General features: G+C 33.3%; 24 protein-coding genes and 1 riboswitch. Of the genes, 13 read left to right on the top strand and 11 right to left on the bottom strand.

Going from position 1 to position 24,773, the window contains the following annotated elements; genetic code table 11:
* The first annotated feature begins 7 nt into the window (after positions 1 to 7).
* From CD150_RS08555 to CD150_RS08530, 6 genes are read left to right on the top strand one after another with little or no spacing between them, the layout of a single operon-like run.
* Positions 8 to 421 (top strand): urease subunit beta, encoded by a 414-nt coding sequence (locus tag CD150_RS08555; protein ID WP_070658020.1) that lies wholly within the window; start codon positions 8 to 10, stop codon positions 419 to 421.
* Positions 418 to 2,133: an urease subunit alpha gene (gene ureC / locus CD150_RS08550; protein ID WP_073344369.1), complete on the top strand. Its 1,716-nt coding sequence runs from the start codon at positions 418 to 420 to the stop codon at positions 2,131 to 2,133. The genes CD150_RS08555 and ureC overlap by 4 nt, the downstream gene beginning before the upstream one ends.
* An 11-nt stretch (positions 2,134 to 2,144) precedes the next feature.
* Entirely contained in the window at positions 2,145 to 2,597 is a 453-nt protein-coding gene (ureE, locus tag CD150_RS08545) for an urease accessory protein UreE (protein ID WP_064209209.1), read from the top strand.
* Complete coding sequence (locus CD150_RS08540; protein WP_073344372.1) at positions 2,590 to 3,279, top strand: urease accessory protein UreF; 690 nt, start codon at positions 2,590 to 2,592, stop codon at positions 3,277 to 3,279. Before ureE ends, CD150_RS08540 begins: the two co-directional genes overlap by 8 nt.
* Positions 3,280 to 3,292: 13 nt before the next feature.
* The gene (ureG, locus tag CD150_RS08535) at positions 3,293 to 3,907 is read left to right on the top strand and encodes an urease accessory protein UreG (RefSeq protein WP_073344375.1); all 615 of its coding nucleotides are present in this window, start codon (positions 3,293 to 3,295) and stop codon (positions 3,905 to 3,907) included.
* Positions 3,907 to 4,749 (top strand): urease accessory protein UreD, encoded by an 843-nt coding sequence (locus CD150_RS08530; protein WP_073344378.1) that lies wholly within the window; start codon positions 3,907 to 3,909, stop codon positions 4,747 to 4,749. Before ureG ends, CD150_RS08530 begins: the two co-directional genes overlap by 1 nt.
* A gap of 326 nt (positions 4,750 to 5,075) precedes the next feature.
* Here CD150_RS08530 and CD150_RS08525 read toward each other — a convergent pair whose 3' ends face one another.
* Both CD150_RS08525 and CD150_RS08520 read right to left on the bottom strand, forming a co-directional pair.
* Complete coding sequence (locus CD150_RS08525; protein WP_046206686.1) at positions 5,076 to 5,282, bottom strand: hypothetical protein; 207 nt, start codon at positions 5,280 to 5,282, stop codon at positions 5,076 to 5,078.
* A gap of 104 nt (positions 5,283 to 5,386) precedes the next feature.
* Positions 5,387 to 6,478 carry a YkvI family membrane protein gene (locus tag CD150_RS08520; RefSeq protein ID WP_046206685.1) on the bottom strand — a complete coding sequence of 364 codons (1,092 nt, stop codon included), beginning with the start codon at positions 6,476 to 6,478 and terminating at the stop codon, positions 5,387 to 5,389.
* Between the two features lie 440 nt (positions 6,479 to 6,918).
* On the opposite strand from CD150_RS08520, the gene CD150_RS08515 reads away from it, so the two are divergent.
* The gene (locus CD150_RS08515; protein WP_046206684.1) at positions 6,919 to 7,389 is read left to right on the top strand and encodes a thioesterase family protein; all 471 of its coding nucleotides are present in this window, start codon (positions 6,919 to 6,921) and stop codon (positions 7,387 to 7,389) included.
* A 76-nt stretch (positions 7,390 to 7,465) separates the two neighbouring features.
* On the opposite strand, the gene CD150_RS08510 is transcribed toward CD150_RS08515, so the two are convergent.
* From CD150_RS08510 to CD150_RS08500, 3 genes are read right to left on the bottom strand one after another with little or no spacing between them, the layout of a single operon-like run.
* Positions 7,466 to 8,113: a TetR/AcrR family transcriptional regulator gene (locus tag CD150_RS08510; RefSeq protein WP_103161492.1), complete on the bottom strand. Its 648-nt coding sequence runs from the start codon at positions 8,111 to 8,113 to the stop codon at positions 7,466 to 7,468.
* Positions 8,114 to 8,131: 18 nt separating this feature from the next.
* Positions 8,132 to 9,277 carry an ABC transporter permease gene (locus tag CD150_RS08505; RefSeq protein ID WP_073344385.1) on the bottom strand — a complete coding sequence of 382 codons (1,146 nt, stop codon included), beginning with the start codon at positions 9,275 to 9,277 and terminating at the stop codon, positions 8,132 to 8,134.
* 2 nt (positions 9,278 to 9,279) lie between these two features.
* Positions 9,280 to 9,984, bottom strand: a complete 705-nt coding sequence (locus CD150_RS08500; protein ID WP_046206681.1) for an ABC transporter ATP-binding protein — start codon at positions 9,982 to 9,984, stop codon at positions 9,280 to 9,282.
* A 171-nt stretch (positions 9,985 to 10,155) separates the two neighbouring features.
* Between CD150_RS08500 and CD150_RS08495 the strand changes: the two genes are divergently transcribed.
* The 5 genes from CD150_RS08495 (at position 10,156) to CD150_RS08475 (ending at position 15,252) form a co-directional block, all read left to right on the top strand.
* On the top strand, positions 10,156 to 10,713 hold the full coding sequence (locus CD150_RS08495; RefSeq protein ID WP_073344388.1) for a TetR/AcrR family transcriptional regulator: 558 nt from the start codon (positions 10,156 to 10,158) through the stop codon (positions 10,711 to 10,713).
* A 100-nt stretch (positions 10,714 to 10,813) separates the two neighbouring features.
* Positions 10,814 to 12,058, top strand: a complete 1,245-nt coding sequence (locus CD150_RS08490; protein WP_073344391.1) for an MFS transporter — start codon at positions 10,814 to 10,816, stop codon at positions 12,056 to 12,058.
* 221 nt (positions 12,059 to 12,279) lie between these two features.
* Positions 12,280 to 13,560, top strand: a complete 1,281-nt coding sequence (locus tag CD150_RS08485; RefSeq protein WP_073344394.1) for a homocysteine synthase — start codon at positions 12,280 to 12,282, stop codon at positions 13,558 to 13,560.
* Positions 13,561 to 14,029: 469 nt separating this feature from the next.
* On the top strand, positions 14,030 to 14,782 hold the full coding sequence (locus tag CD150_RS08480) for a threonine/serine exporter family protein (RefSeq protein WP_073344397.1): 753 nt from the start codon (positions 14,030 to 14,032) through the stop codon (positions 14,780 to 14,782).
* 11 nt (positions 14,783 to 14,793) lie between these two features.
* Entirely contained in the window at positions 14,794 to 15,252 is a 459-nt protein-coding gene (locus CD150_RS08475) for a threonine/serine exporter family protein (RefSeq protein ID WP_046206676.1), read from the top strand.
* Positions 15,253 to 15,352: 100 nt separating this feature from the next.
* Here CD150_RS08475 and CD150_RS08470 read toward each other — a convergent pair whose 3' ends face one another.
* The 6 genes from CD150_RS08470 to CD150_RS08445 all read right to left on the bottom strand — a co-directional run bounded on the left by CD150_RS08470 (position 15,353) and on the right by CD150_RS08445 (position 23,236).
* Complete coding sequence (locus CD150_RS08470) at positions 15,353 to 16,249, bottom strand: ROK family protein (protein ID WP_103161491.1); 897 nt, start codon at positions 16,247 to 16,249, stop codon at positions 15,353 to 15,355.
* Positions 16,250 to 16,355: 106 nt separating this feature from the next.
* Positions 16,356 to 17,291: a mannose-6-phosphate isomerase, class I gene (gene manA, locus CD150_RS08465; RefSeq protein WP_073344401.1), complete on the bottom strand. Its 936-nt coding sequence runs from the start codon at positions 17,289 to 17,291 to the stop codon at positions 16,356 to 16,358.
* A 16-nt stretch (positions 17,292 to 17,307) separates the two neighbouring features.
* The gene (locus CD150_RS08460; RefSeq protein ID WP_073344404.1) at positions 17,308 to 19,257 is read right to left on the bottom strand and encodes a PTS fructose transporter subunit IIABC; all 1,950 of its coding nucleotides are present in this window, start codon (positions 19,255 to 19,257) and stop codon (positions 17,308 to 17,310) included.
* Between the two features lie 78 nt (positions 19,258 to 19,335).
* Positions 19,336 to 21,198 (bottom strand): BglG family transcription antiterminator, encoded by a 1,863-nt coding sequence (locus CD150_RS08455; RefSeq protein WP_073344407.1) that lies wholly within the window; start codon positions 21,196 to 21,198, stop codon positions 19,336 to 19,338.
* Positions 21,199 to 21,435: 237 nt separating this feature from the next.
* Positions 21,436 to 22,368: a lactate/malate family dehydrogenase gene (locus tag CD150_RS08450; RefSeq protein ID WP_073344409.1), complete on the bottom strand. Its 933-nt coding sequence runs from the start codon at positions 22,366 to 22,368 to the stop codon at positions 21,436 to 21,438.
* 52 nt (positions 22,369 to 22,420) lie between these two features.
* Positions 22,421 to 23,236, bottom strand: coding sequence for a MetQ/NlpA family ABC transporter substrate-binding protein (locus CD150_RS08445; protein WP_064209198.1), 816 nt, complete (start codon positions 23,234 to 23,236; stop codon positions 22,421 to 22,423).
* A 93-nt stretch (positions 23,237 to 23,329) separates the two neighbouring features.
* Positions 23,330 to 23,439, bottom strand: a riboswitch (SAM riboswitch).
* 383 nt (positions 23,440 to 23,822) lie between these two features.
* Between CD150_RS08445 and CD150_RS08440 the strand changes: the two genes are divergently transcribed.
* Positions 23,823 to 24,680, top strand: coding sequence for an ABC transporter substrate-binding protein (locus CD150_RS08440; RefSeq protein WP_073344420.1), 858 nt, complete (start codon positions 23,823 to 23,825; stop codon positions 24,678 to 24,680).
* Positions 24,681 to 24,773: the final 93 nt, after the last annotated feature.

The raw sequence follows: 24,773 nt of genomic DNA, 5'->3' as shown, positions 1-24,773 counted from the left end.
ATACTTGATGAAACCAGGTGAAATTATTGTTAAGCGTACAGAAATCGATGTTAACAAAGGGCTTCATGCCACAGTCATCACAGTAAAAAACACAGGTGATCGACCTATACAAGTTGGTTCTCACTTTCACTTTTACGAAGTGAATCCTGCTTTAGATTTCAATCGTGAACACGCATATGGCAAACGTTTAGATATACCCGCAGGTGCTGCAGTTCGTTTTGAGCCAGGTGATGAAAAAGAAATTCAATTAGTAGAATATAAAGGGAAACGTAATATTTATGGTTTCCATGGCAAAGTAAATGGTCCGATAGACGAAACCCGTGTAGTTAAACCTGATGATTATACTAAAGACTCAGAAATTATCGATGAAGCTAATTTATCTGAAGATAATGCTAATAAAGAAAGTGGGTATAAAAAATGAGTTTTAAAATGACGCAATCTCAATATACAAGTCTTTATGGCCCAACGATTGGTGATTCAGTTAGACTCGGTGATACAAATTTATTCGCCAAAGTCGAAAAAGATTTTGCTACTTATGGTGACGAAGCTACTTTCGGTGGCGGTAAGTCCATCCGAGACGGTATGGCTCAAAACCCTAACGTAACAAGAGACGATAAAAAAGTTGCAGATTTAGTGATTACTAATGCGTTAATCTTAGATTATGACAAAGTAATCAAAGCAGATATCGGTGTGAAAAATGGGTATATTATGAAAATTGGTAAAGCAGGCAACCCTGATATTATGGATAATGTTGATATTGTTATTGGAGCAACAACTGATGTTATTGCTGCAGAAGGTAAAATCATAACTGCGGGTGCCCTTGATACACACGTCCACTTCATTAACCCAGAACAATCACTCGTTGCACTAGAAAGTGGTACAACGACATTGATTGGCGGAGGTACAGGTGCTTCTGAAGGCTCAAAAGCAACAACCGTTACACCAGGTCCTTGGTATATTCATCGCATGTTAGAAGCGGCAGAACAAATTCCATTAAACGTTGGCTTTACTGGAAAAGGACAAGCCGTTAATCATACGGCTCTCGTAGAACAAATACATGCGGGTGCCATTGGCCTTAAAGTCCACGAAGACTGGGGTGCAACACCATCTGCCTTAGATCATGCTCTACAAGTCGCAGACGACTATGACATTCAAGTAGCCTTACACGCAGATACTTTAAATGAAGCCGGCTTTATGGAAGAAACAATGGCTGCAGTTAAAGACCGTGTGTTACACATGTACCATACAGAAGGCGCTGGTGGCGGACACGCACCTGACTTGATTAAGTCAGCTTCATACTCAAATATTTTACCATCATCCACTAACCCTACGTTGCCTTACACACACAATACCATTGATGAACATTTAGACATGGTTATGATCACACACCATCTTAACGCTTCCATCCCTGAAGATGTCGCTTTTGCTGACTCACGTATTCGTAAAGAAACGATTGCTGCAGAAGACGTATTACAAGACTTAGGGGTATTTAGTATGGTTAGTTCAGACTCTCAAGCTATGGGACGTGTGGGTGAAGTAATTACACGTACATGGCAAGTGGCTCATCGCATGAAAGAACAGCGTGGCGCACTTGAAGGAGACGGTGAATATAACGATAATAATCGAATCAAACGTTATATTGCGAAGTACACAATTAATCCTGCAATCACGCATGGTATTTCAGAATATGTTGGGTCTATTGATGAAGGTAAACTCGCAGATATTGTGATGTGGGACCCAGCGTTCTTCGGTGTTAAACCTGAAGTAGTACTTAAGGGTGGTATGATTAGTACAGCAATCAACGGTGATGCTAATGGTTCTATTCCAATTTCTGAACCGCTCAAATACCGTAATATGTACGGCCAATTAGGTGGTAATATGCAAAGTACTGCCATCACTTTCGTTTCGTCTACAGCTTACGAAAATGATATTGGTAAAAGTTTAGGATTACAACGTAAATTAAGACCAGTTAAAAACATTCGTAATTTATCTAAAGCAGATATGAAAAATAATAACGCTACACCTAAACTAGATGTGGATCCACAAACTTATGAAGTATTTGTCGATGGCGAGAAAATAACAAGTGAACCAGCTACTGAATTGCCACTAACACAACGTTATTTCTTATTTTAGGAGGATAAAGTATGATCATCGAAGAAATTAAAGGTAATATTGCAAATCTTACGCAAAATGAAAAAAACAAACATGTTGAAAAAGTTTACCTTGAAAATTCTGACTTAGTGAAACGTATTCAACGCGTTACAACAGATCATGGTAATGAAATTGGTATTCGTTTAAAACAGCCAATCGATTTACAATATGGTGATATTTTATATCAAGACGATACAAATATGATTATTATAGACGTCAATTCAGAAGATTTATTAGTTATCAAGCCACGCACATTACAAGAAATGGGTGACATTGCACATCAATTAGGTAATCGACATTTGCCAGCACAATTCACAGAAACAGAGATGCTTGTACAATATGACTATCTTGTAGAGGATTTACTGAAAGAATTAGGCATACCCTATAGCCACGAAGATAGAAAAGTAAATCAAGCATTCAGACATATAGGTCATTCACATGATTGATCATGCACATTTGCGCCTTTTTCAATTTTGTGATTCTCAATTTCCAACAGGCGCTTTCAGTCACTCATTCGGACTTGAGACATATATCCAAAGAGATATTGTTCATGATGAAGCATCATTTAAACAATGGCTTGAATTATTCTTAAATGAACAACTTTCGTTTGCTGATGGTTTAACGATGCGTCTTGTCTATGATGCACTCAATCATCAGAACACAGAAAAAATCTTGTATTTAGATAAAATACTTTTTGTACAAAACCTACCTAAAGAAACCAGACAAGGTTCAAAACAAATGGGTAACCGCATGGTCAAATTAGCAGCAGAACTTTATGATAGTGAATGGTTAAAGTGGTATCAAGCGCAAAACAAAAATAAAAATGCAAAATTGCATCCTGCGATTTGTTTTACGATGCTCGGTCACCATTTGGGTGTCGATATTGAAATGATTATCGATTACTATTTATACCAAAATGTTTCGAGTTTAACACAAAACGCCGTTCGTGCAATTCCTTTAGGACAAACTGCTGGTCAAAGAATCGTGCATGATATGATTCCCTTTATGAAAAATACGAGAAATCATATTATGACATTAGATGAATCACAACTAGGTATCACTGCACCCGGATTAGAAATCAACCAGATGGAACATGAAAACGTAAACGTAAGAATATTTATATCTTAGGAGGGCATTTAAAATGACAGAGACAGTTAAAATAGGTGTCGGTGGCCCTGTAGGTGCAGGGAAAACACAACTTATCGAAAAATTAGTAAAACAATTATCTAAAGAATTTAGTATCGGAGTCATTACTAACGATATTTATACAAAAGAAGATGAAAAGATTTTAGTCAATTCCGGTGTGTTACCTGCAGACCGCATTATCGGGGTCGAAACAGGCGGCTGCCCACATACAGCAATTCGTGAAGATGCTTCAATGAACTTTGCTGCAATCGATGAATTAAAAAAACGCAATGACGATATCGATTTAATCTTTATCGAATCTGGCGGTGACAACCTTGCTGCGACCTTCAGCCCAGAGTTAGTCGATTTTTCTATTTATATTATCGACGTTGCCCAAGGGGAAAAAATTCCTCGTAAAGGCGGACAAGGCATGATTAAATCTGATTTCTTTGTAATTAACAAAACCGATTTAGCTCCATATGTTGGTGCTTCATTAGAACGTATGGCCGAAGATACAGAAACATTCCGAGGCAAAAGACCATTTGCATTTACTAATCTTAAAACAGATGAAGGCTTAGATAAGGTTATCGAATGGATAGATCAAGACGTCTTTCTTAAAGGTTTAGCTTAATGGCCGATGCACAACAAAAATGGACTGGCATATTAGATTTAACCATTTTTAATAATGGTAGAAAATCTGTAGCGCGTAATATCTTTTTTGAAAAAGCATTAAAAGTCATACGCCCAGTCTACTTAAACGGCTCAGATATACCTACATTTTATATTGTAAATGTAGGCGGTGGTTATTTAGATGGTGACCGTTACAAGATGGATTTTACAGCAGAAGAAAATGCACATGTGACGCTAACTTCACAAGGTGCGACAAAAATTTATAAAACATTAAATGATCATGTCGAACAATATCAAAATTTTACCATTAAAGATAATGGTTATATTGAATATGTCGGCGATCCTATAATTGCATTTGAAAACGCCAAATTTTTCCAACAAAATACGTTTAATTTAAGTGCAAGCGGTTCACTGTTCTATACAGATATACTGACACCTGGTTATTCAAAAGAAGACAAAGCCTTCACATACACATATATGCATCTGCTTAATGAAATTTATGTTGATAATGAACTCGTAACTTTTGATAATTTGTTACTTGATCCAACTAAAAATAAGGTTGATGGCCTAGGATATATGGAAGACTATACACATTTAGGCTCATGTTATTTCATACATCCTGAAGTAAATCAATCCTTTATTGATGATGTATATGATCACATCAAGCATTATCAAAAAGTATATAATTGCCGTGTTGGCATTACGCAACTGCCAACACATGGTTTCAGTATTCGAATTCTATCAAATAAAACACAAATTATTGAGCGCATTTTAAATGCAGTTCAAACGTATGTTGTACATCAAATCTTTGATAGAGAAGTCAATTTCTTAAGAAAATATTAATTTTCATTGTGCCAAATATCAAACAACCACCTTCACGTCAAAAATAATAAGACGTACAAATTAACTTATACAAAAGAGAACTAATCCATACAAAAGATGGATTAGTTCTCTTTTTATACAACATATTGATTTTGACCGTGCCTGACTGAGGCTATCATTTATATCATCAGAGCCAGTCAGTTTCTACTAATTTAACAATCAGAGGCTAAGACAAAGTGCTCCGTTCCAGCCTCCTCTATTGCTCATCTTAAAATGTTTATGTTTGAGCCAGCTATTTGCAATACCTTATCAACACGTATTATTTAAATAGCTTTTTTACCATTCATTTAAACAATATTTAGCAACCATACGATACTAATTACTAACAATATAATTGTCGCAATGTAAATCGCTAGCTTTTGTCCTTTTTTTAATGATTTTTCTTCATGTGTAAACAAGCTAAATAATGATCCATCTTTCCCCATCAGCAGTGCAATAGAATAAATCAATAATATAATCGCTATTATCAGTAACAACAATGCCACATAAACCATTTGCGATTGGCTCCTTTCGGATTTCAATAATTATCATTTCTTATACGTACCTGCTAGCTTAACATTTATACTATAAAAATATATAGCTATTTTCATATGATATTTTACAAATCTTGTAATGATTTACCTTGTTTTTTTATTCGTCTCACCTTAAATGGTGCATAAATTAATACGATTATAATAATGATTCCCATATAACCAATTACTGGATAGAAAAATGTCATTAAATCTGTAAAACCTGCAAAACTAATTGCAAAACCGATTAAAGTGAATATCGTATAAAATATTTTAAATTGTTTCGTTTCAATTTCAGTGAAACGTGTAGCTAATGAGTAAAACATACCTAGGCATGTGTTAAAAATCATTAAATAAATAACAATTGACATGAATACGCCTAATATAGGTGAAATATCATTGACTAATCCTAACATTGGTAACGGCAAGTGCCCAACTGTTTCAATCTTAGAAAAAATTGCCAAATGGCTAATCATAATCATTAAACCTAATACTATACCGCCAACTAAACCGCCCCATGCCGCTATTTTACTATTTTTCTCATTGCCTCCCATGACAATTGACATTGATGCACCTAATCCTACATTAAGTGAGACATAATTCACACCTGCGATAAACCAATGTGGGACAGCTGAGGTATGACTTTTAGCCAATGTATCCAATTCACTAAATGAACCTGACATCGTAAATAAACAATATATCGCAACGATAACAATACAGATAATCAATAGCGGCGTAATGTTACCAATCACTTTTACAACGTTATCCACACGTAACATTCCAAATACAAGTACTAAGATAACCATAAGAGCGGTACCGTACACAGCTGGTATGCCAAATTGTTGTTCAAAATTCGAACCTCCACCTGCAAGCATAACGACACCAAATCCAAATAAGGCAATAATGAGCACAATGTCTACTAACCATGCAATCACTTTGCCAAACATTGTACCACCAGTCAATTTATGTATCACGTCGTTATGACCTTCAGCTTTAAATATACTACCTAGCCAAACTAACATCATACCTACGTAAGCGAATAACACGGTAGAAACAATTCCCGCGAGTATACCTAACGTTCCAAAGCTAGTAAAATACTGTAGTATTTCTTGACCTGAGGCAAACCCTGCACCCACGATGATACCAATGAATGCACTACCTATTAAAAATATCCTTTTCATATAAATCCCCTTCGCTAAAGTTACATTGAATTTCATTTATAAACATTTACAAATGTCTATAACACTACTTTGCTCGCTTGCATCTTTGATCTTGATATAGGATGAACGAGCTTAAAATATGTTTGTGGTTTTCACAGAACCTTAAGTCTGTACCCCTTTTTCCTAGTCACCCAAACCTTTGTTACCTACCGAATTCTGTTTAAATTCAAAATTTTTATATCTTTTATTTTAAATTTATAAATACTGATATAAACTTAAAACATACAAAATGCAAGCGTTTACATTTTTATAATAACTTACTTACATTTGTTTATCAATGCTCGCATTTTTAATAATTAATGCTGAATTATGCTTAGATTCAATCAAAATACTAACTTAAACTGTTTAATGTTGTTACAATAATATAGGTTACTATTAATTTTTACTCGAGGAGTGATTTTGTGGCAGAGGAATACATTTATAAAAACACCGTGCAACCATCTTGGATAGATAATAATAACCATATGCATGATGCACAATATTATTCCATTTTCAGTGATGTTGTCGTTGGCTTTTTTGAATCAGTCGACTTATATGTTTCTTATCGACAAACACATGAAATTACCATTTTTAGTTTGGAGGCACATATTTCATTTTTAAAAGAACTTGTGTTAGATGATGCCTTTTATGTCAAAGTACATATTTATGATTATGATGCGAAAAGAGTACATTTATTCCTGACAATGTATAATGACAATGATGAGCGTATTGCTACATATGAAGTTATCATGATAGGTGTTAGTAAAGTTACACGTCGGAGCATGGCGTTCCCTCAACCTATACTAGAGAAAATACAAGCAGCTTTTAATATGCAAACGCCGTTTAATCCGCCATCACAACTAGGACACGTTATTGGTATACCTAGAAAATAAAAAAAGAAAAGTAGAACGGAGATGCTAACTTCCATTTCTGTTCTACTTTCTTTATTTTAAATAAGCTATTATATTGTTAGGCTTTAAACATGTAGTAAAGACTTTCTTTTGTAAAAAGTAAATGTTTTTCATACGCATCGTCACATTGATAATTCAAATCAATTAAACAACTAATATTCAAATTGATTGTTTGAGCAATTAAACTACGTACAAAAAACTCCGCTTCGACATCTCGCATTTCACCACAACGTATCATCTTATTGATTATCGGCTTTAAATGAGCAACTAAACGCTTATTAAATATTTCTAATAAAACTGACTGAAATGTTTTACTTGTCATAGCCTCATTAAAGAATATCTTTATCAGCATTCTATTTTCATAAATAAATTGAGAACGATTGTCCACAAATGTATTTATAAATATTTCCAAGTTGCTTGCACGATTCAATTCACTTAAGAATTCTTCTGCTACAGTTGGCGCTATATTATCTTTTATGATAGGCACTAAACCTGCATATAGGAATGCTTCTTTATTTTTAAACTGTTTGTATACTGTACCTTCAGCAACACCTGCCCGCTTCGCAATATCACTTGTACTTGTTTGACTATAGCCTTTTTCACTAAAGAGTACGAGGGCACTTTCAATCACTGAACGTTGCTTTTCAGTTAAATGTTCTAACTTAGGTACAATTTCTTCCACAATATCTTTAATATTTCGATTCATTTTTGATACCACCTATATTTAAACTTTTCTATAACGCTTCATTCCTAAAATATTCAATATCAAGAGCACTACAAAAATACCAAATAATATACATAAATTGATATAAATATCTTGTATACCAAATCCTTTAATCATGACATCTTGCATAGCTTGTCCCGTATAGAATAGTGGCATCAAATGTGCAAAGTATTGCAACCCCATATTCATCGACGATATTGGTATTAATCCTGCAAATAGCACTTGCGGTACAATTACAAGTGGTATAAATTGGATCATTTGAAATTCTGATGATGCAAAAGTAGACAGCAGTATACCGAAAGTTAAAGCTACGAGGGCCGTTAATACCGTTGTAGCTAAGACAAGCCAAATCGAACCTGCAACAGCTATATTTAACACATATATAGCATATATAACTACTACAAAGGTTTGTATCACGCTAAAAATACCATAACCCATTATATAACCATAAATAATATGACTGCGCTTAATTGGTGAAGACAACAACCGTTCCAACGTCCCTGAAGTTCTCTCTTTTAATAAACCGATGCCAGAAATTAAAAAAGTGAAGAAGAATACGAAAAATCCTATTAAAATGGGATTAATTGTATCAAAATATGTAGCATCTTTATCCCCATATAAATAATGTGTATTAACTTTTGTTGGCTTGCTGATATTTTGCTGATTATCAGTTATGCTTTGACCTGTATTAGCATTATCAGGCATTTGCGATTGAACTTCTTCAAGTGCCTTTTTTAATGATTCTGTATTTTCTTTCATTTGATTCATATTATGATTGGTTAACCATTTTTGGTTTGTAGAAGCCATGATGCTCTTATCAGTTGGATTATCATTAGCAAAAGTGACTTCTAACTCATTATTTTGCATATACATAAAACCAGTCAATTGATCTTCTTTTATTTTATCATCTATATTTTTATGGTCCTTAAAATTTTCTATCGTAATATCTTGTGATTGTAATTCATCCTTCAGTGATGCAGGAATATCATGAACGCCTACTTTCACACCATTCGAGTTATCTGAAACTGTAAATATATAATACAGTAATGTTAATATTAGCAAAGGTGCTACTAGTAATAACATTAACGTACGTATGTCTCTGATTGTTTGTTTGAAAATTCGTTTAGTAATATAAAATGCATTCATATTTAGTCCTCCATTTTCAAAAACACATCTTCAATTGATTCAGCTTGATATTGCGTTTTAATATCTTGTGGTGATCCTATTGCAATAATTTCACCATGATTCATAAGTAATAGTCTGTCACAACGTGTTGCTTCATCTAATACGTGAGTTGTGACTAGAATACTTTTCCCTTCTTTTTTGGCTGCATCCAAATCCCTCCATACCGCTTGTCTAAGTTTAGGATCAATTCCAACAGTTGGTTCATCTAGTATCAATATTTGTGGATCTTGTAGAAAACTAATAGCTAAAGACAACCTACGTTTCATGCCGCCAGAATAGGTAGATACCTTTTTATCTAATGCTTCTTGAAGTTTTACCATATCACTACAAATTTCCACGCGTTTTTTGATGTCTTTTCTTTTTTTTATATATATACTTCCAAAAAATTCTAGGTTTTCTCTCCCCGTCAAATCTGTGTAAAGTGCATCACTTTGAGCCATATATCCAATGTCACCTAAAATTTTTCTATTGGGCATTTCAACTCCATTTATCGTTACCCAACCTACATCAATACGTTCCATTCCTAACATGCATTGGATTAGCGTTGTTTTTCCAGTTCCAGACGGACCAATTAATCCAACGATTTCACCTTTTTCAAAAGCAACATTTATATCTTCTAATACTTGTTTATTACTAAAAGATTTACTTAAATTATTCACTTCAATCATTTCTACACCCCACTTCACAAATAGTGAGTATACACTCACTTTGTTGTTATATTACACTTCTAAATATAAAATGTCAAAATCATAATATGTTGATATTACTTTGACATTTTGCTATTTAGCTGTTAACTTTAAATAGAACGGTCATTCTACTTAGAAGAAAGTGTGAGACGATTGTCACAAAAGCGACAAGATATATTATCAACTGCTGAAAGGTTATTTTATGAATATGGGTTTCGTGGTATCGGCTTAAAGCAAATTATACAAGAAGCCAATGTAGCTACAATGACTTTATATAATCATTTTGCATCTAAAGACAATTTAGTTGAGGCGGTGTTAAAACAACGTGAATCTAGATATTGGCATTATTTAGACACTTATGTTGAAAAACAACCACACCAACCTTTTATTTCTGCAGTCAAAGCACATTGTCAGTGGCTTAATGATCATTCTTATAAGGGTGATATGTTTATGAGGGCTATCGAAGATTATGCGAATACAGATAACGAAATTGAAAATATTGCTAGAGGACATAAACAAAAGTTGTTAAATTACTTAGAGCAATTGGCAAATAATGCTGGTATCGTCAATGGATTGGATTTGGCAATTCAATTCACACTATTACTTGAAGGAACAACCTCAATGACAGCATTACTAGGTTCAAAAAAAGCTACATCGCACGCCATAACTATGGCTGATTTACTACTTAACGAAGCACACAAAGAAATTTAATTCTTAAACGAGCATGAGTATCTTACTTTATATACTCATCTCGTATTTTTTTAAAATTAAAATAGAATGAACAATCTATCTACTAAAGGAGAAATTTATAGTGAAATTTTCTAAACTTGTATTTCCTGGTATAGCTATGATAGCAACAACCTATGGTTTAGGACGTTTTAGTTTTGGTTTGTTTTTACCTGAAGTAACCACTGATTTACATTTATCTGCATCACAATCAGGGATTATTTCCTCATTATTTTATTTATCCTATTGTTTTACAATTATCTTTTCAACATTACAAACTGATAAAATTGGACCTAAACGTATGATTATATTAGCAGGAATCTCTGTACTAATAGGTTTATTAGGGATAGGCATTTCAACAAGCGCAATCGTTTTATCTATCGGTGTCATCTTTGCCGGTGCGAGTACTGGACTCATCTCACCTCCATATGGCTACACCATTTCTTTATGGATTAAAGTGCATGAACAAGGAAAAGCAAATACTTGGATTAATTCTGGCACAAGTATTGGCCTTATGTTTACGGGTATAACAGCCATGTTCACTTTTATAGATTGGCGACAAACTTATTTTATCTATGCGATATTGGCACTTATCGTTTTACTTTGGAACTATCTCATCATTCCATCATTAAAGCAAAATATTAAAATTCATACAGGTTCATTTAACATTCGTGATATTTCAGCTAGTACACGTATCACGACTGCTTCTATATTATTAGGTGTATCTACTGCAACCTTTTGGACATTTTCCAAATCATTTGTTCAAAATACTGGTAATTATTCTGATATTGCACTTTCACTCTTCTGGATTTTGATAGGATTATTCGGCATGATAGGTGGCATATCAGGTGCAATTATTGATAAACGCGGACTTCGTTATGCATTTAATTTAGGTGTTATAGCACTTGCCATCGCAACAATCGCCCTTGCTTTCACACCCAAAATTTGGATTATTCCCTTTGTATCTGCTGCACTATTTGGTATGAGTTATATATTCTTAACTGGCGTACTTTTAGTTTGGGGAATTAAAATATTTGTTAAAAATGCCTCTTTAGGTATAGGCATACCCTTCTTAATGTTGGCTATTGGACAAGTGATTGGATCTACTTTTGCAGGATTATTTATAGATACGTTTAATTTTATGTTTACATTTATGATATACGGTTTAATTGGTTTTATTCCCCTACTTATTTATCCTAAAGTTGAAGCTCTCGAGAGCAAATTACCAGAAGGAGATTACAGTCAGCTACAACAGCAAAACGCCGAAGTTTTAAATCATGAAAATATGGATGATACACACGATCAATATGCGCATGATCAACATTACTAATATATAAAATTGCCTAGGAAATAATGATCCTAATCGAATGCACAGACTTGGCCTATAAAGTTCCCCATGAATATTGTTACATATTAATATTCGTGGGGACATATTATTGTTATAAACATAAAATTAATCCTTACTTTCTTAGTAAGGATACTTGAAAATAAAAAAATGCTCTTGTATAGTAATAATTATCAGAAAATTCAAATATATAGGAGGGACAATGTATGTCTCAAAATCATTGGCATTTAGATACTTTATCGATTCATGCGGGTCAAGAGGTAGACGCATTCTCAAAATCACGAGCAGTACCGATTTATCAGACCTCAAGTTACGTGTTCGATGATACAGAACACGCAAGAAAACTTTTTTCATTAGAAGAACCCGGAAACATTTACACCAGAATTATGAATCCTACACAAAACGTTTTTGAAGAACGCATTGCTGCACTTGAAGGTGGTGTCGGTGCACTAGCCACATCTTCTGGACAAGCTGCAATTCACTTAGCCTTATTAAATATTGTTGAAAGCGGCGATGAAATTGTAGCATCTTCAAATCTTTATGGTGGTACCTACAACTTATTTAATGTCACTTTCAAAAAACTAGGCATTAAAGTACACTTTGTGGATCCAAGTAATCCCGAAAATTTCAAAGCAGCCTTAACAGATAAAACCAAAGCAGTTTATGCCGAAACAATTGGTAATCCTAGAATAGACGTCTTAGATATTGAAAAAGTTGCTCATATTGCGCATGACCACGAGATACCTTTAATTGTTGATAACACTTTCCCAACTCCGTATTTATTACGTCCATTTGAGTATGGCGCTGATATTGTGATACACTCAGCCACAAAATTTATAGGAGGCCATGGCACTTCCATTGGTGGCATCATCGTCGATAGTGGTAAATTCAATTGGGATAATGGAAAATTCCCTGGTTTAGTCGAACCAGATCCAAGTTATCATGGTGTTTCATATGCAAATGATGTAGGCGAAGCTGCTTATATTACAAAAGCACGCGTACAATTATTACGTGATCTTGGTTCTGCTGTTTCACCATTTAATGTACATGAATTTCTAATTGGCTTAGAAACGTTACATCTTCGTTTAGAACGTCATTCAGAAAATGCACTTAAAGTCGCACAGTTTCTAGAAGAACACCCTAAAGTTTCTTGGGTGAATTACCCTGGCTTAGAAAGTAATGACTATCATAATCTTGCTAAAAAATATTTACCTAATGGCCAGGGCGCAATTTTAACCTTTGGTGTGGATGGCTCAGTTGAAGATATTGCCAAATTTGTTGAATCTTTAAATTTATTTTCACATTTAGCAAATGTAGGCGATTCAAAATCATTAGTTATTCATCCAGCTAGTACGACTCATTTACAACTTTCACCTGAAGAACAAAAATCATCTGGTGTCTTACCAGAATTAGTAAGATTATCAATTGGTACTGAAAATATTGACGATATTATTTCAGATCTTGAACAAGGATTACAAATATTATAAAGATATCTGCATGCCTTTAAAAAATCTAATTCATTCAAAATGATTATGGCGCTCTCCAATAGAATGGCTAAAACTTGAGCGAACAAGCTTACATTAAGTCCCACTGACTCAATTCATTTGAGAAGTGGGACTTTAATTGCTAATTAAATGTTAAAGGTTGAAACAATTAACTTTTATCAGCAATATAATATCTAATTGTCTATGTAGACGTCGCATCGATAAAAATAAGACATGTTTTTATACTTAAATTTTATTGATTTAACTTTTTAAAACCTTTAAATTTCATTTTGCTGAAACGATAACGTCTAATCATTACTTTAGACACCTCGCAATGTTACCGCAGACAACCCGAAGGCTAACGTCAGCAATGCATATTGTTTATGCTTTTTACTTTAGTAAATTCTTTTTGAAATTACATAATAATATTGGGATAATAATGATAATTATTTATCAAGTCGGAGGTACGCTTTTGGATAACTACAAAGATAAAGTTACGATGAATGTGATATTACTTGCTGGTAAAATTTTATTGTCATCTGGCGCTGAGGTTTCTCGTGTTGAAGATACAATGAGACGAATCGCCATTTGTATGGGTTATTATAATAGCCAAGGATATGTCATTAATGTATTTATCAATTTTTCATTAAGTGAAGAACACGATACTCGAATTTTGCGTATTGATAAAAACAGCACTAATTTACTTAAAATATTTCAAGTCAATAATATTTCCCGTAAACTTACAGGCAATCAACTTTCTATAGAAGAAGCTTTTGAAGCGCTGAAAAATATTGATAGATCCAATTTAAGTATTCCACTATGGAAAAAAGTGATTGCGGCAGGTATTATATCGTTAAGTTTTTTATACTTACAAGGCGGTACTTGGTCTGATGCAATTACTACAATTATTGCTGGTGCTATAGGATTTTTAATCGTTGAGTATATGCAAAGTAAATCACTCACCATGTTTATACCTGAATTTGTAGGTTCATTTATCTTGGGTACGACTGTTATATTTGGTTCAGAACTGTTTCAAGTCAATCAATCTTTCGGACCAGCTATGATTGCCTCCGTTATGCCAATTGTACCTGGTGTACTAATAACGACTGCGATACAAGATTTATTTAGTAGACACATGTTAATGTTTACAGCAAAATTTTTAGAAGCACTCGTCATTGCCTTCGCAATTGGTTCAGGTATTGCGATTGCTTACTTAATTTTTTAGGAGGTCACATAATGACAATTTTATTTACTTTTTTATGTAGCTTTAGCGCATCATACTTTTTTAATGTGATATACGATGCCCCTAAAAAATTATTTTTTCCAGCTGGATTTGCTGGCTCAATGGGCTATTTTGTCAGCTACATTTTAGAACAATCCTTCGAAATGGATAGTATATATTCTAGCTTGCTCGGCAGTTTAACATTAGGTTTGCTTGCCCATATTATGAGTCGTATTTTTAAAGCGCCCGTTGTACTTTTTATGATTCCTGGTATCATTCCACTTGTCCCAGGAAGTATTGCTTTTAGAGCGACACAGCAATTGGTGACTTTAAATTTCACTGATGCAACCAATACCTTTATACGAGCAATTTTAATTGCAGGTTCAATTGCATTAGGATTACTACTTTCTGATCAACTATCTAAAACATTAAACATACGAAAATATATTTTAATTAAGCGCAACAGACTATAAATCAACTTAAGCATTTTAGACATCAAAAAATAGCGAGCATCTGAAATTTCCATTAAATCATTTCAGGTTCTCGCTATCTTTATGAATGTGCAAACTGTTTTTATTGTTCATTTACATAATAAAGACCAGTAAGCACATTTTCTGCCAAATTACTTACTTTAATATGAAATGGTTTGTTTTGAATCAAATGATGCTTTTGCGCATACGCTTCAATGTTTGCTTTATATGGTAATGCACTTTGTGTAACACCACCACCAAGAATAATATGATATATATTAAAGATATTAAACAAATTCGTACATAGTTGTTGGGTTAGTAACACTACTTCATTCATCATACGACTGATATTTTCATTTTCATTATTCATGTAGATGTCGATTGCTTCTCTAGTACTCACCGCTCTTTGTAAAATATCACTCGCTTTACGACTGATCGCTAAACCTGACAGTTCATTTTCAACACATCCAAATTGGTGACACACCGGACATTGATAATCGCTATTATTTTTTATGATAGTATGACCAATTTCTCCAAAATTACCATCAATGCCAGTAACGAGTTGACCATTTCTTATATATGCCATACCAATACCTGTGCTAATTGTTAAGTATATGACATCTTCTAAATCTGAATTTAAATATTGATATTCCGCTAATATCGCTGCATCAGTATCATTTACAAAATGTGGTTGAAATGCACTTTGCGCCTTTATAAAATCACCAGCATTAAAACCTACATATTTCTGTAAATTAGGCGGATTCAAAAACAATCCTTCAGTATAATCACAAGGTCCCGGCATCGCGATATTCAACGTACTTTGCGCTACATTATTATATTTTTTGCTGAATTCATTTGCTATATTAATAATTTTTGTAAATTCTACTTCTGGGTGATCCACATCCGTCTCGAATTTTTGACTGTCAATCACTGATAAGTCTTGGTCTATAACCCCTACAATGGTTTTCGTGCCACCTATATCTGCGCAAATTTTAAGCATATCCATACACCTCATCACTCATATTATTACTTCAATTTTGGATAAAAAGAGGTGTAGGTTAAATGAATCTGCCTTAACGCAAATCCATGCCCTCACCTCTTAAACATTATACATAACTTATAATCATTGTCATATCACCGTTAAATGCTATGTTTTTATCTTCTGTCGTTAATATAAAATGTATTCCTTTTTCTATTTTATAAACTTCATTATTCGTTTCTACATTACCATTACCCTCAACTATGGATACAAGACAATATGCGCTTGGTTTTTCATAATTTAATGCACCATTGATCATCCAGCGTTCGACCGTGAAGAAATCATTTGAAACAAATTGCGTATATGTTTGCCCTTGTCTCACCTCGTGTTTGGGTGTTGTATTGGGCGAAGTCGCAGCAAGATTAATCACAGCTTTACTTTGCGCTAAATGTAGTTCACGTTGGTTACCTTTGTTGTCAGTGCGCTCATAATCATAGATTCTGTATGTTGTATCGGAAGATTGTTGTGTTTCTAATATTAAAATACCTTCTCCGATAGCATGTACTGTACCAGCAGGCACATAGAAAAAATCTCCCGCCTTCACTTTAACTTTATGAAATAACTTATCAAATTGTTGTTGATCTATCATATCATTCAGTTCATCTTGATTTTCAGCGTTTACACCGTAAATAATTTCAGCATCTTCTTGTGCGTCTAATATATACCAACACTCTGTTTTACCGTATTCACCCTCATACTTTTGGGCATAGTCATTATCTGGATGGACTTGTACTGATAATTTATCTTTTGCATCTAAAATTTTAGTTAGCAATGGAAATTTAACATCACCTGAAACACCAAAAAGTGCTTTATCCTCATTCCACACTTCTTCTAAAGTTTTACCTTGATGCCTTCCATTTTCTATTGTATTTGTACCATTTGGATGCGCCGAAATCGCCCAACATTCTCCTGTATAATCACTTGGAATATCATAATTAAATGTTTTTAGAGCTGTTCCACCCCATATCCGTTCTTGAAATACAGGTTTTAAAAATAATGGCATTGCATGATACCTCCATTTAAATATCTTTTAATATATTATAAATCTGCTTACTATTTGTTGCATTTATTAAATTTTGTCTAGTTTCATCATCCATCAATGTTCTTGATAATCTTTGTAATAATTTGAGATGTGTGTCACTGCTATCACTTGGTACAGTAATTAAGAATATCAATTGAGGTAACGTTCCATCTAAACTTTCCCATTTCACGCCGTGCTTATTATTCATGACTGCTACGATAGGTGCTTTAACCGCATCCGATTTTGCATGAGGAATGGCTACGTTCATTCCAATCGCTGTCGTTGATTCCATCTCTCTCTTTAAGACATCAGATTTTAATTGTGATTGATCTGTAATATACCCTTGTTCATTTAAATTTTCTATTAACTGGTCTATTGCTTCATCTCTAGATAAAGTTTGTTTTGAAATATGAATGACTTGTTCACTAAATACACTTTGTTCTTCTAATGCTTGATTATCCATCGTTGAAACACTATTTTTTTCTGTTTCTATCTCATTTTCTGATTGATCCATACCCATTTCAATATTATTCGTATCAACTGCAAGTGATGGCGTTTGTCTTCTTAAAATTAAAACCACACTCATTGTAACGATACTACCAATGATTACTGCAATAAAAAAACACAATATTTGATCAATTCCGCCTAGCACTGCAACTATTGGGCCTCCGTGTGCAACTCTGTCACCTACACCACCAATTGCAGCAATAACGGCAGCTACCATCGCACCAATCATATTAGATGGTATAATTCTAAACGGATCTTGTGCAGCAAATGGTATAGCACCTTCCGTAATACCGAACAATCCCATGGTAAATGATGCTTTGCCCATTTCGATTTCACCTTTATTAAACTTACGTTTATTGATAAATGTAGCCAATCCTAAACCAATAGGAGGTGTACATACTGCAACTGCAACCATTCCCATAACAGCATAGTTACCCTCCGCGATTAATGCTGAACCAAATAAAAATGCTACTTTGTTTACTGGGCCACCCATATCAAAAGCAATCATAGCGCCAACTATTAATGCTAAAATAATAATATTTGTCCCTTGCATACTCTTTAACCAAGTTGTTAAACCTTCAAAAATACTCGCAATTGGTGCGCCAATCAAGAAGATAAAAATTAATCCTACAATCAATGAAGAGATGATTGGAATAATAATGATTGGCATAATAGGTGCCATCGCTTTAGGTACTTTAATATTTTTTATCCATTTTGCAATATAACCTGCGATAAATCCTGCAACAATACCACCTAAAAACCCAGCGCCTGCATCACTACCATAAAAGCTACCGTCAGCTGCGATTGCGCCTCCGATCATACCAGGTACCAAACCAGGTTTATCTGCAATACTCACTGCAATATACCCAGCCAATATTGGAACCATAAAACTAAATGCTAGAGAACCAATATTTTCAATTGATTTCCAAAAAGAATCATCTGGTATAACTAAACCTTTTGATGAAGCCTCACCACCTAATGTTAGAGCAATGGCCATCAATAATCCACCAACTACAATGAAAGGTACCATAAATGATACACCATTCATTAAATGTTGATAGACCATTTGCATCCCACTTTTTTGCTCTTGATCATCATCTTTTTGATTTGTATCCCCATTACGATCATGATGAATATGTCCGTCTTTATCAATGATACGTTGAATTAATTCTTTTGGTTTATGAATGCCTTCACGAACACTTTCATTTATAATTAATTTCCCATCAAAACGTGACAAATCTACTTGCCTATCGGCTGCAATGATAATGCCATCCGCTTCCTTAATTTCTTTTGATGTTAAAACATTTTCTGCCCCTACACCACCTTGAGTTTCTACTTTTATATTGACGCCCATTTCTTGAGCAGCCTGTTCTAACTTTTCTTGTGCCATATATGTATGCGCTATACCATTTGGGCACGATGTAATCGCTAATATTTTCATCATTTCATCCTCCTCACATTCAATTGTAAACGCTTTCTAACATTGATAAAAAAACATAATTGCCGTTGATAACGGCAATTATGTTTTGATGAGTTTAATCATATACTGTTTTAGATGTTGTACATCCATAGTCATAAGTTGATCGACATCATACTCGTTTAATCCAGCTATCACATGTATGATTTTCTTCATTGCTGAGGTATCAGAATTTGCGATGGCTAAAAAGAACACTAATTTAACTTTATTTTGTTTCCATAGTAAGCCATGAGGGCATTTAAATATAATAACATGTGAACGCAACACTTTCGCAGGATCACCATGTGGCATACTAATACCATTCCCTATATATGTTGAAGCAAATTTTTCACGTTCCAATGCACTCTTCATATAACTTTCCGTAATAGCATGTTGTTTCATCAGCATTGACTGTGCGTTTTCAAAAACATGGGTTGCAGTTTCCTCATCTGTCATCGTTTGAACATCAAATTGAATTGCAGATATTTCATCCTGTTTCAACACAGGGTTTCTTTTATTATTGATAAATGATTTAATTTGATTTATATCATTATCCGAAAGCAAAGGGGATACCTCTATCACGTGTAATGTATTTGGTAAGTCAGCAGTGTCAATGGGATGCGTGGTAATCAACATATCAATATTTGAAAAATTGTAATGAGACAGTCTCTCTAATTTTAAAGTATCAACAATATTTATATGACTATCTAGATTCGCAATTTTCACTTCCAACAAACTAGATATTCCTAAACCATAATAACAGGTTATCACAATGTTAACTTCGTCTTTTTTATTACGATCAATAGATGATTGAAAATGTAATGCTAAAAAAGCAATTTCATCTTCTACTAAGCTTAAATTTGAATCTTTAGCCAAGTATTTTACAGTTTCATACAATGCATTAAAAACAAAAGGATAGTATTTTTTGATCTCATCCGTTAATGGATTATTGATATATACATTTTTAGCGATACGCAAATACGCTCTGCTAAAATGTACTTGAATGTTTTCACGTAAAATATTGTCTTGGGTAAAATTGATACCAACTATTTTTTCCATTTGATGAATCATGCGCGCTACATAGCTTTCAACAAAAAAGGTTTCTATACCCAAATCATATTTATTAAAGTAATAACTAATGAAAAAAGAAAATAACTTAGCTGTATCTTTCGATAATCCATAAGCTAATTTATGGTTGATATCTTCTATACACTGCATCGCTATTTCTTCAGCCTCTTCATTTATCACCCATGAATCTTCACTTACCTTTTCCCTTTTTATAATAATGACTAAATGAATGAGTAATTGTTGAATACGCATATTAGAAGTAAAAATATAATGTTGCGCTAATCTGTTTTTAATAATATGACATATGGTTTTGATGTGCGCTTGAGGTATTTCATTAAGTATCAAACCCTCTACCGTCTTTTCATTATTAGACAATTGATTTAAATGTAATATCGCATTCCTTATATTCATTTCATTACCAGTTATGGTAACACCTTTTTTCTTAATGACCTCAACGTTAATATCAAATGATGCACACCAAGCCTTTATTCTATTTATATAATCATTAGCTTCTGCTTTCGTTACCATAAATGCTGATTCTATTTGATCAATGGTAGTGGGTTTCTGATACATTAATAATTCATATCCAATTTTCATTAACTTTTCATTTTCTTTTGTTAAATACGAATGTATCAATGTCTCTAATTCTGTCTCATCATAATGGTTATGATTGAGTTTATATCCTTTCCCTTTAACACTTGTAATCAAGCGATTTATAATTTCACCATTAATGTATTGTATATCATTTCTCACTGTTCTATTGGAAACACTTAAATAATTAGCTATTTCATCTGCGCTTAGGTAATGATTACTGTTGTTCAACAATAACCTAATGAGTTTAGCATGTCTTATCAACATGATTGCACCGCGCTTTCTAATCGTTTAATTTTTTATTAAATTCAGTATTAATATTTAAATACATTGTAGCCATACCTTCATATTAAAGCAAGCAGTCACACTATGATACTTCTGACATAATGATGAAACAAAAATATGAGTACAAAATAAAAAAGTGGCAATTTCTATATAAAATCTAGAAATCGCCATTTTTTATGCTATGTGATACTTATGTTTCTCACTCTATATTAAATGAGCTTATTTTTGTGCTATATGAATTGTTTGTCTGATATATTGATATGCTTCAACGAGCTGCTGTTCTTCTTGTTCGTCCAATGTGATAGGATATCTTTGTACAATACCATGCTGATCAATTAATGTCGGCAAACTATACGCCCCGTCATCTAGCCTATATTCCTGACTGATTGATGTTAGTGGCATAATTGTGCGTTGATTCAAAGCAATCGCTTGTATCAATGTAGTAGTCACCCTGGAAATCGCTGCATTGGTCCACCCTTTTTGATAAAAAACATCCATTGATACTTCATTGATAATTGATGTAATATGTGCTTTATCAATTACTGGTGATTGACTTAAAGCTTCATACTCTGATAGTTCCATACCATGAATGCGCACTTTGCTCCATACAGGCACTGCATACTGACCATGTTCACCAATAACAAAAGCTTCAACATTTTTAGGATCAATTTGGTAATGCTGAGCGATAATGGTTTTGAACCTTGAGCTTTCCAATGCTGTACCCGTTCCAATGATTTTATGAGTTGGATAATTGACTTGATTAGCAAAATATACCATCGAATCCACTGGGTTAGAAATTAAAATAATAATAGCTTCTTGCGTTACTTCAGCAATTTGTTTCATAACATTTTTTATAATATCATGATTATCTTGTGCCAATAGTGTACGATCACCATCGTTTTTATCCGTTTGTATACTTGCGGCAATTACTATAAAATCTGCATCAGCTAAATCTTGATATGCGCCAGCTTTAATTCGCACATGACTTGTATTAAACAGTCCTTGCGAATGATTATGATCAAGCGCCTCACCGCTTGCAATTTCTTCTTTGCTATCAATTAATACAATTTCTGAAAATAAATTCAAATATTGAACGTCTGTCAATACTTGGCTGCCCACTCTACCAAGTCCGACAATTCCTAACTTAGACATGTGTAACCATACCTCCTCTGTTTGTTAAAATCTATATCATAAATTAATGTTTTTATTTTTCATACGGTATAACATCTTCATTATATTCTTTTTTTATGAACTTTTTCATATCTTCAGATTGTAAAACTTTTAATAGAGTTTGATACTTTTCATCATCTTTATGGCCTTTTTGAACTGCAATAATGTTAGCAAATGGTGATGATTTACCTTCTATTGCAATAGCATCTTTGTGTGGCGTCAAACCATTATCTATCGCATAATTAGAATTCATGATGACAGCTGCGCCTTCTTTACTTTTATATGTTTTAGGTAAAAATTCTGCACCCTGCTTATTGTTAAATTTGAGATTCTTTTTATTTTCCACGATATCTTCAAATTTGGCATCTTCAATTTTGACACCTTTTTTAATTTTTATTAATCCTTTATCTACGAAAAATGATAAGAAACGCCCTTCTTCAGCTGGATTATTGGAAACGTAGATTGTAGAGCCTTTAGGAATGTCTTTGATGTCTTTATATTTTTTACTGTATACGCCCATTGGTGTCGTAAATACTTTTCCTACTTCCTCAATATTATAATTATGGTCATCTCTTTCAGCCTTTAAATAAGGTACATGTTGAAAGAAGTTTGCATCAACATCACCTTTGTCTAAAAGTTTATTAGGTACTTTGTAGTCATTAACAACTTTAATTTCTAAATCATACCCCTTTTTCTTCATTTCATCTTTCGCATGTTTTAGAACTTCGCCATGAGGTGCTGGTGATGTAGCAATCGTTATTTTTTTATTTTCTTTATCTTTGGACGAACCACAAGCTACGAGTATTGCAGCAAAACATACTAAAATTGTTAAACTAATCAACTTTTTCATAACATCTCTCCTTAACCTTGTCTGAAAATAAAATTCACTCATTATGTAAAAAAATACTTTCTCTTATTGTAATAAAGAGAAAGTATCCACCTTCTCTTATCTTTGAAAGTAATCAAGATTACTTTCTGTGAATTAGCACCATTTCGTTTAACGATGGTTGCCGGGTTTCATCGGGCACATCCCTCCACCTCTCTAAATAAGAGTCAATTCTATGTATTTGAGTTGTATTAATCCTAGCATTCCACTCATGTATAGTCAATAAATTTTAGAAAATTCTAATTAATTATTGATTAATCTAATGTTAATAAAATTGTTCCATGTGAAACGAATATATTTACACTATGAACCGGCAATGCACTCACATCTTAATTATTTAATTTGTAAGTTTACATAATGGTTTTACTTCTATTTTCAAATAAACATGATGCTGTCCGTATATGAATCCACCAATATTGTGTGGGTTTTCTAAAATATAAAACATTCGTTTATAATCATTGTTGGCATTTGAAAATATAGATTTCTATTACGTTTTGTATAACAGTTAAGTGGAATATTAATACTGTACTATCTATTAGGAGGTAATACAATGACTTTTGAATTTAAACATGATTTAGGAACGACTGATTTACCAGAAGATATTCATTCAGCAGTAGCTTTAGAATTTTCTTTTGTTGATGCATTCGTTGCTTTAAATATAGATGTTAAAGGCATTGCTGATGATAATGATAGCTCAAATTTAATATCACCAATTAAAGAAGCAGTTGGTAAATATAGATCTGTTGGCACTCGTATTGATCCAGATTTTGAATCAATTCGTTCTGCCTCTCCGCAACTTATCATTGGAGATGTTGATCGTCATCAAGATATATATAATGAATTAAGTGAGATTGCACCTACTATTTTATTTAGAAGTTTTGATGCTGGCTATCAAGAAACTTTAGAAATATTCCAACGTATTGGTACAGCAGTTAATAAATCTAAAGAGGCTAAAGAACGCTTAGACAAACACAATGAATTAATCAATGATTTCAACAAGCAAATTGATATAGATAAAAACAAAGAAACATTGGCGGCTGTAGTTTCTGAACAAGGTATAACTGCACATTCTAACAAAACGTATGTAGGTGAACTTCTAAGTAAATTAGGTTTCAATAATGCACTTAGTGAAAACATTGCGGATAAACTACCTGCATACAGAGAATCAAATTATTTAGAAATGTCATATGAACAGCTTGCTGAGGTTAATCCAGAAAGATTAATTATAATGATTGATGAAAATAATGATGAAGATTTAAACAAATTACAAAACAGTAATCAATGGGACCAACTTGATGCTGTAAAAAATAATACTGTTCATTTCGTAAATAGAGATGAATGGTCAAAACTGCGTGGCTTATTTGCCTCTGAAGATATTGCAAAAACTTTAGCTAATCTTAAAGAATAATGTATCTTTACAATTGTATTATCAGTTTACTCGTTTTTTAAAATTAGTTATAAATGATGATATTAATTATAAAAATAGTTAGTTATTTAAGAT

Source organism: Staphylococcus ureilyticus (assembly GCF_002902235.1).
Taxonomy (GTDB): domain Bacteria; phylum Bacillota; class Bacilli; order Staphylococcales; family Staphylococcaceae; genus Staphylococcus; species Staphylococcus ureilyticus.
This window is presented reverse-complemented; position numbering and strand designations above follow the sequence as displayed.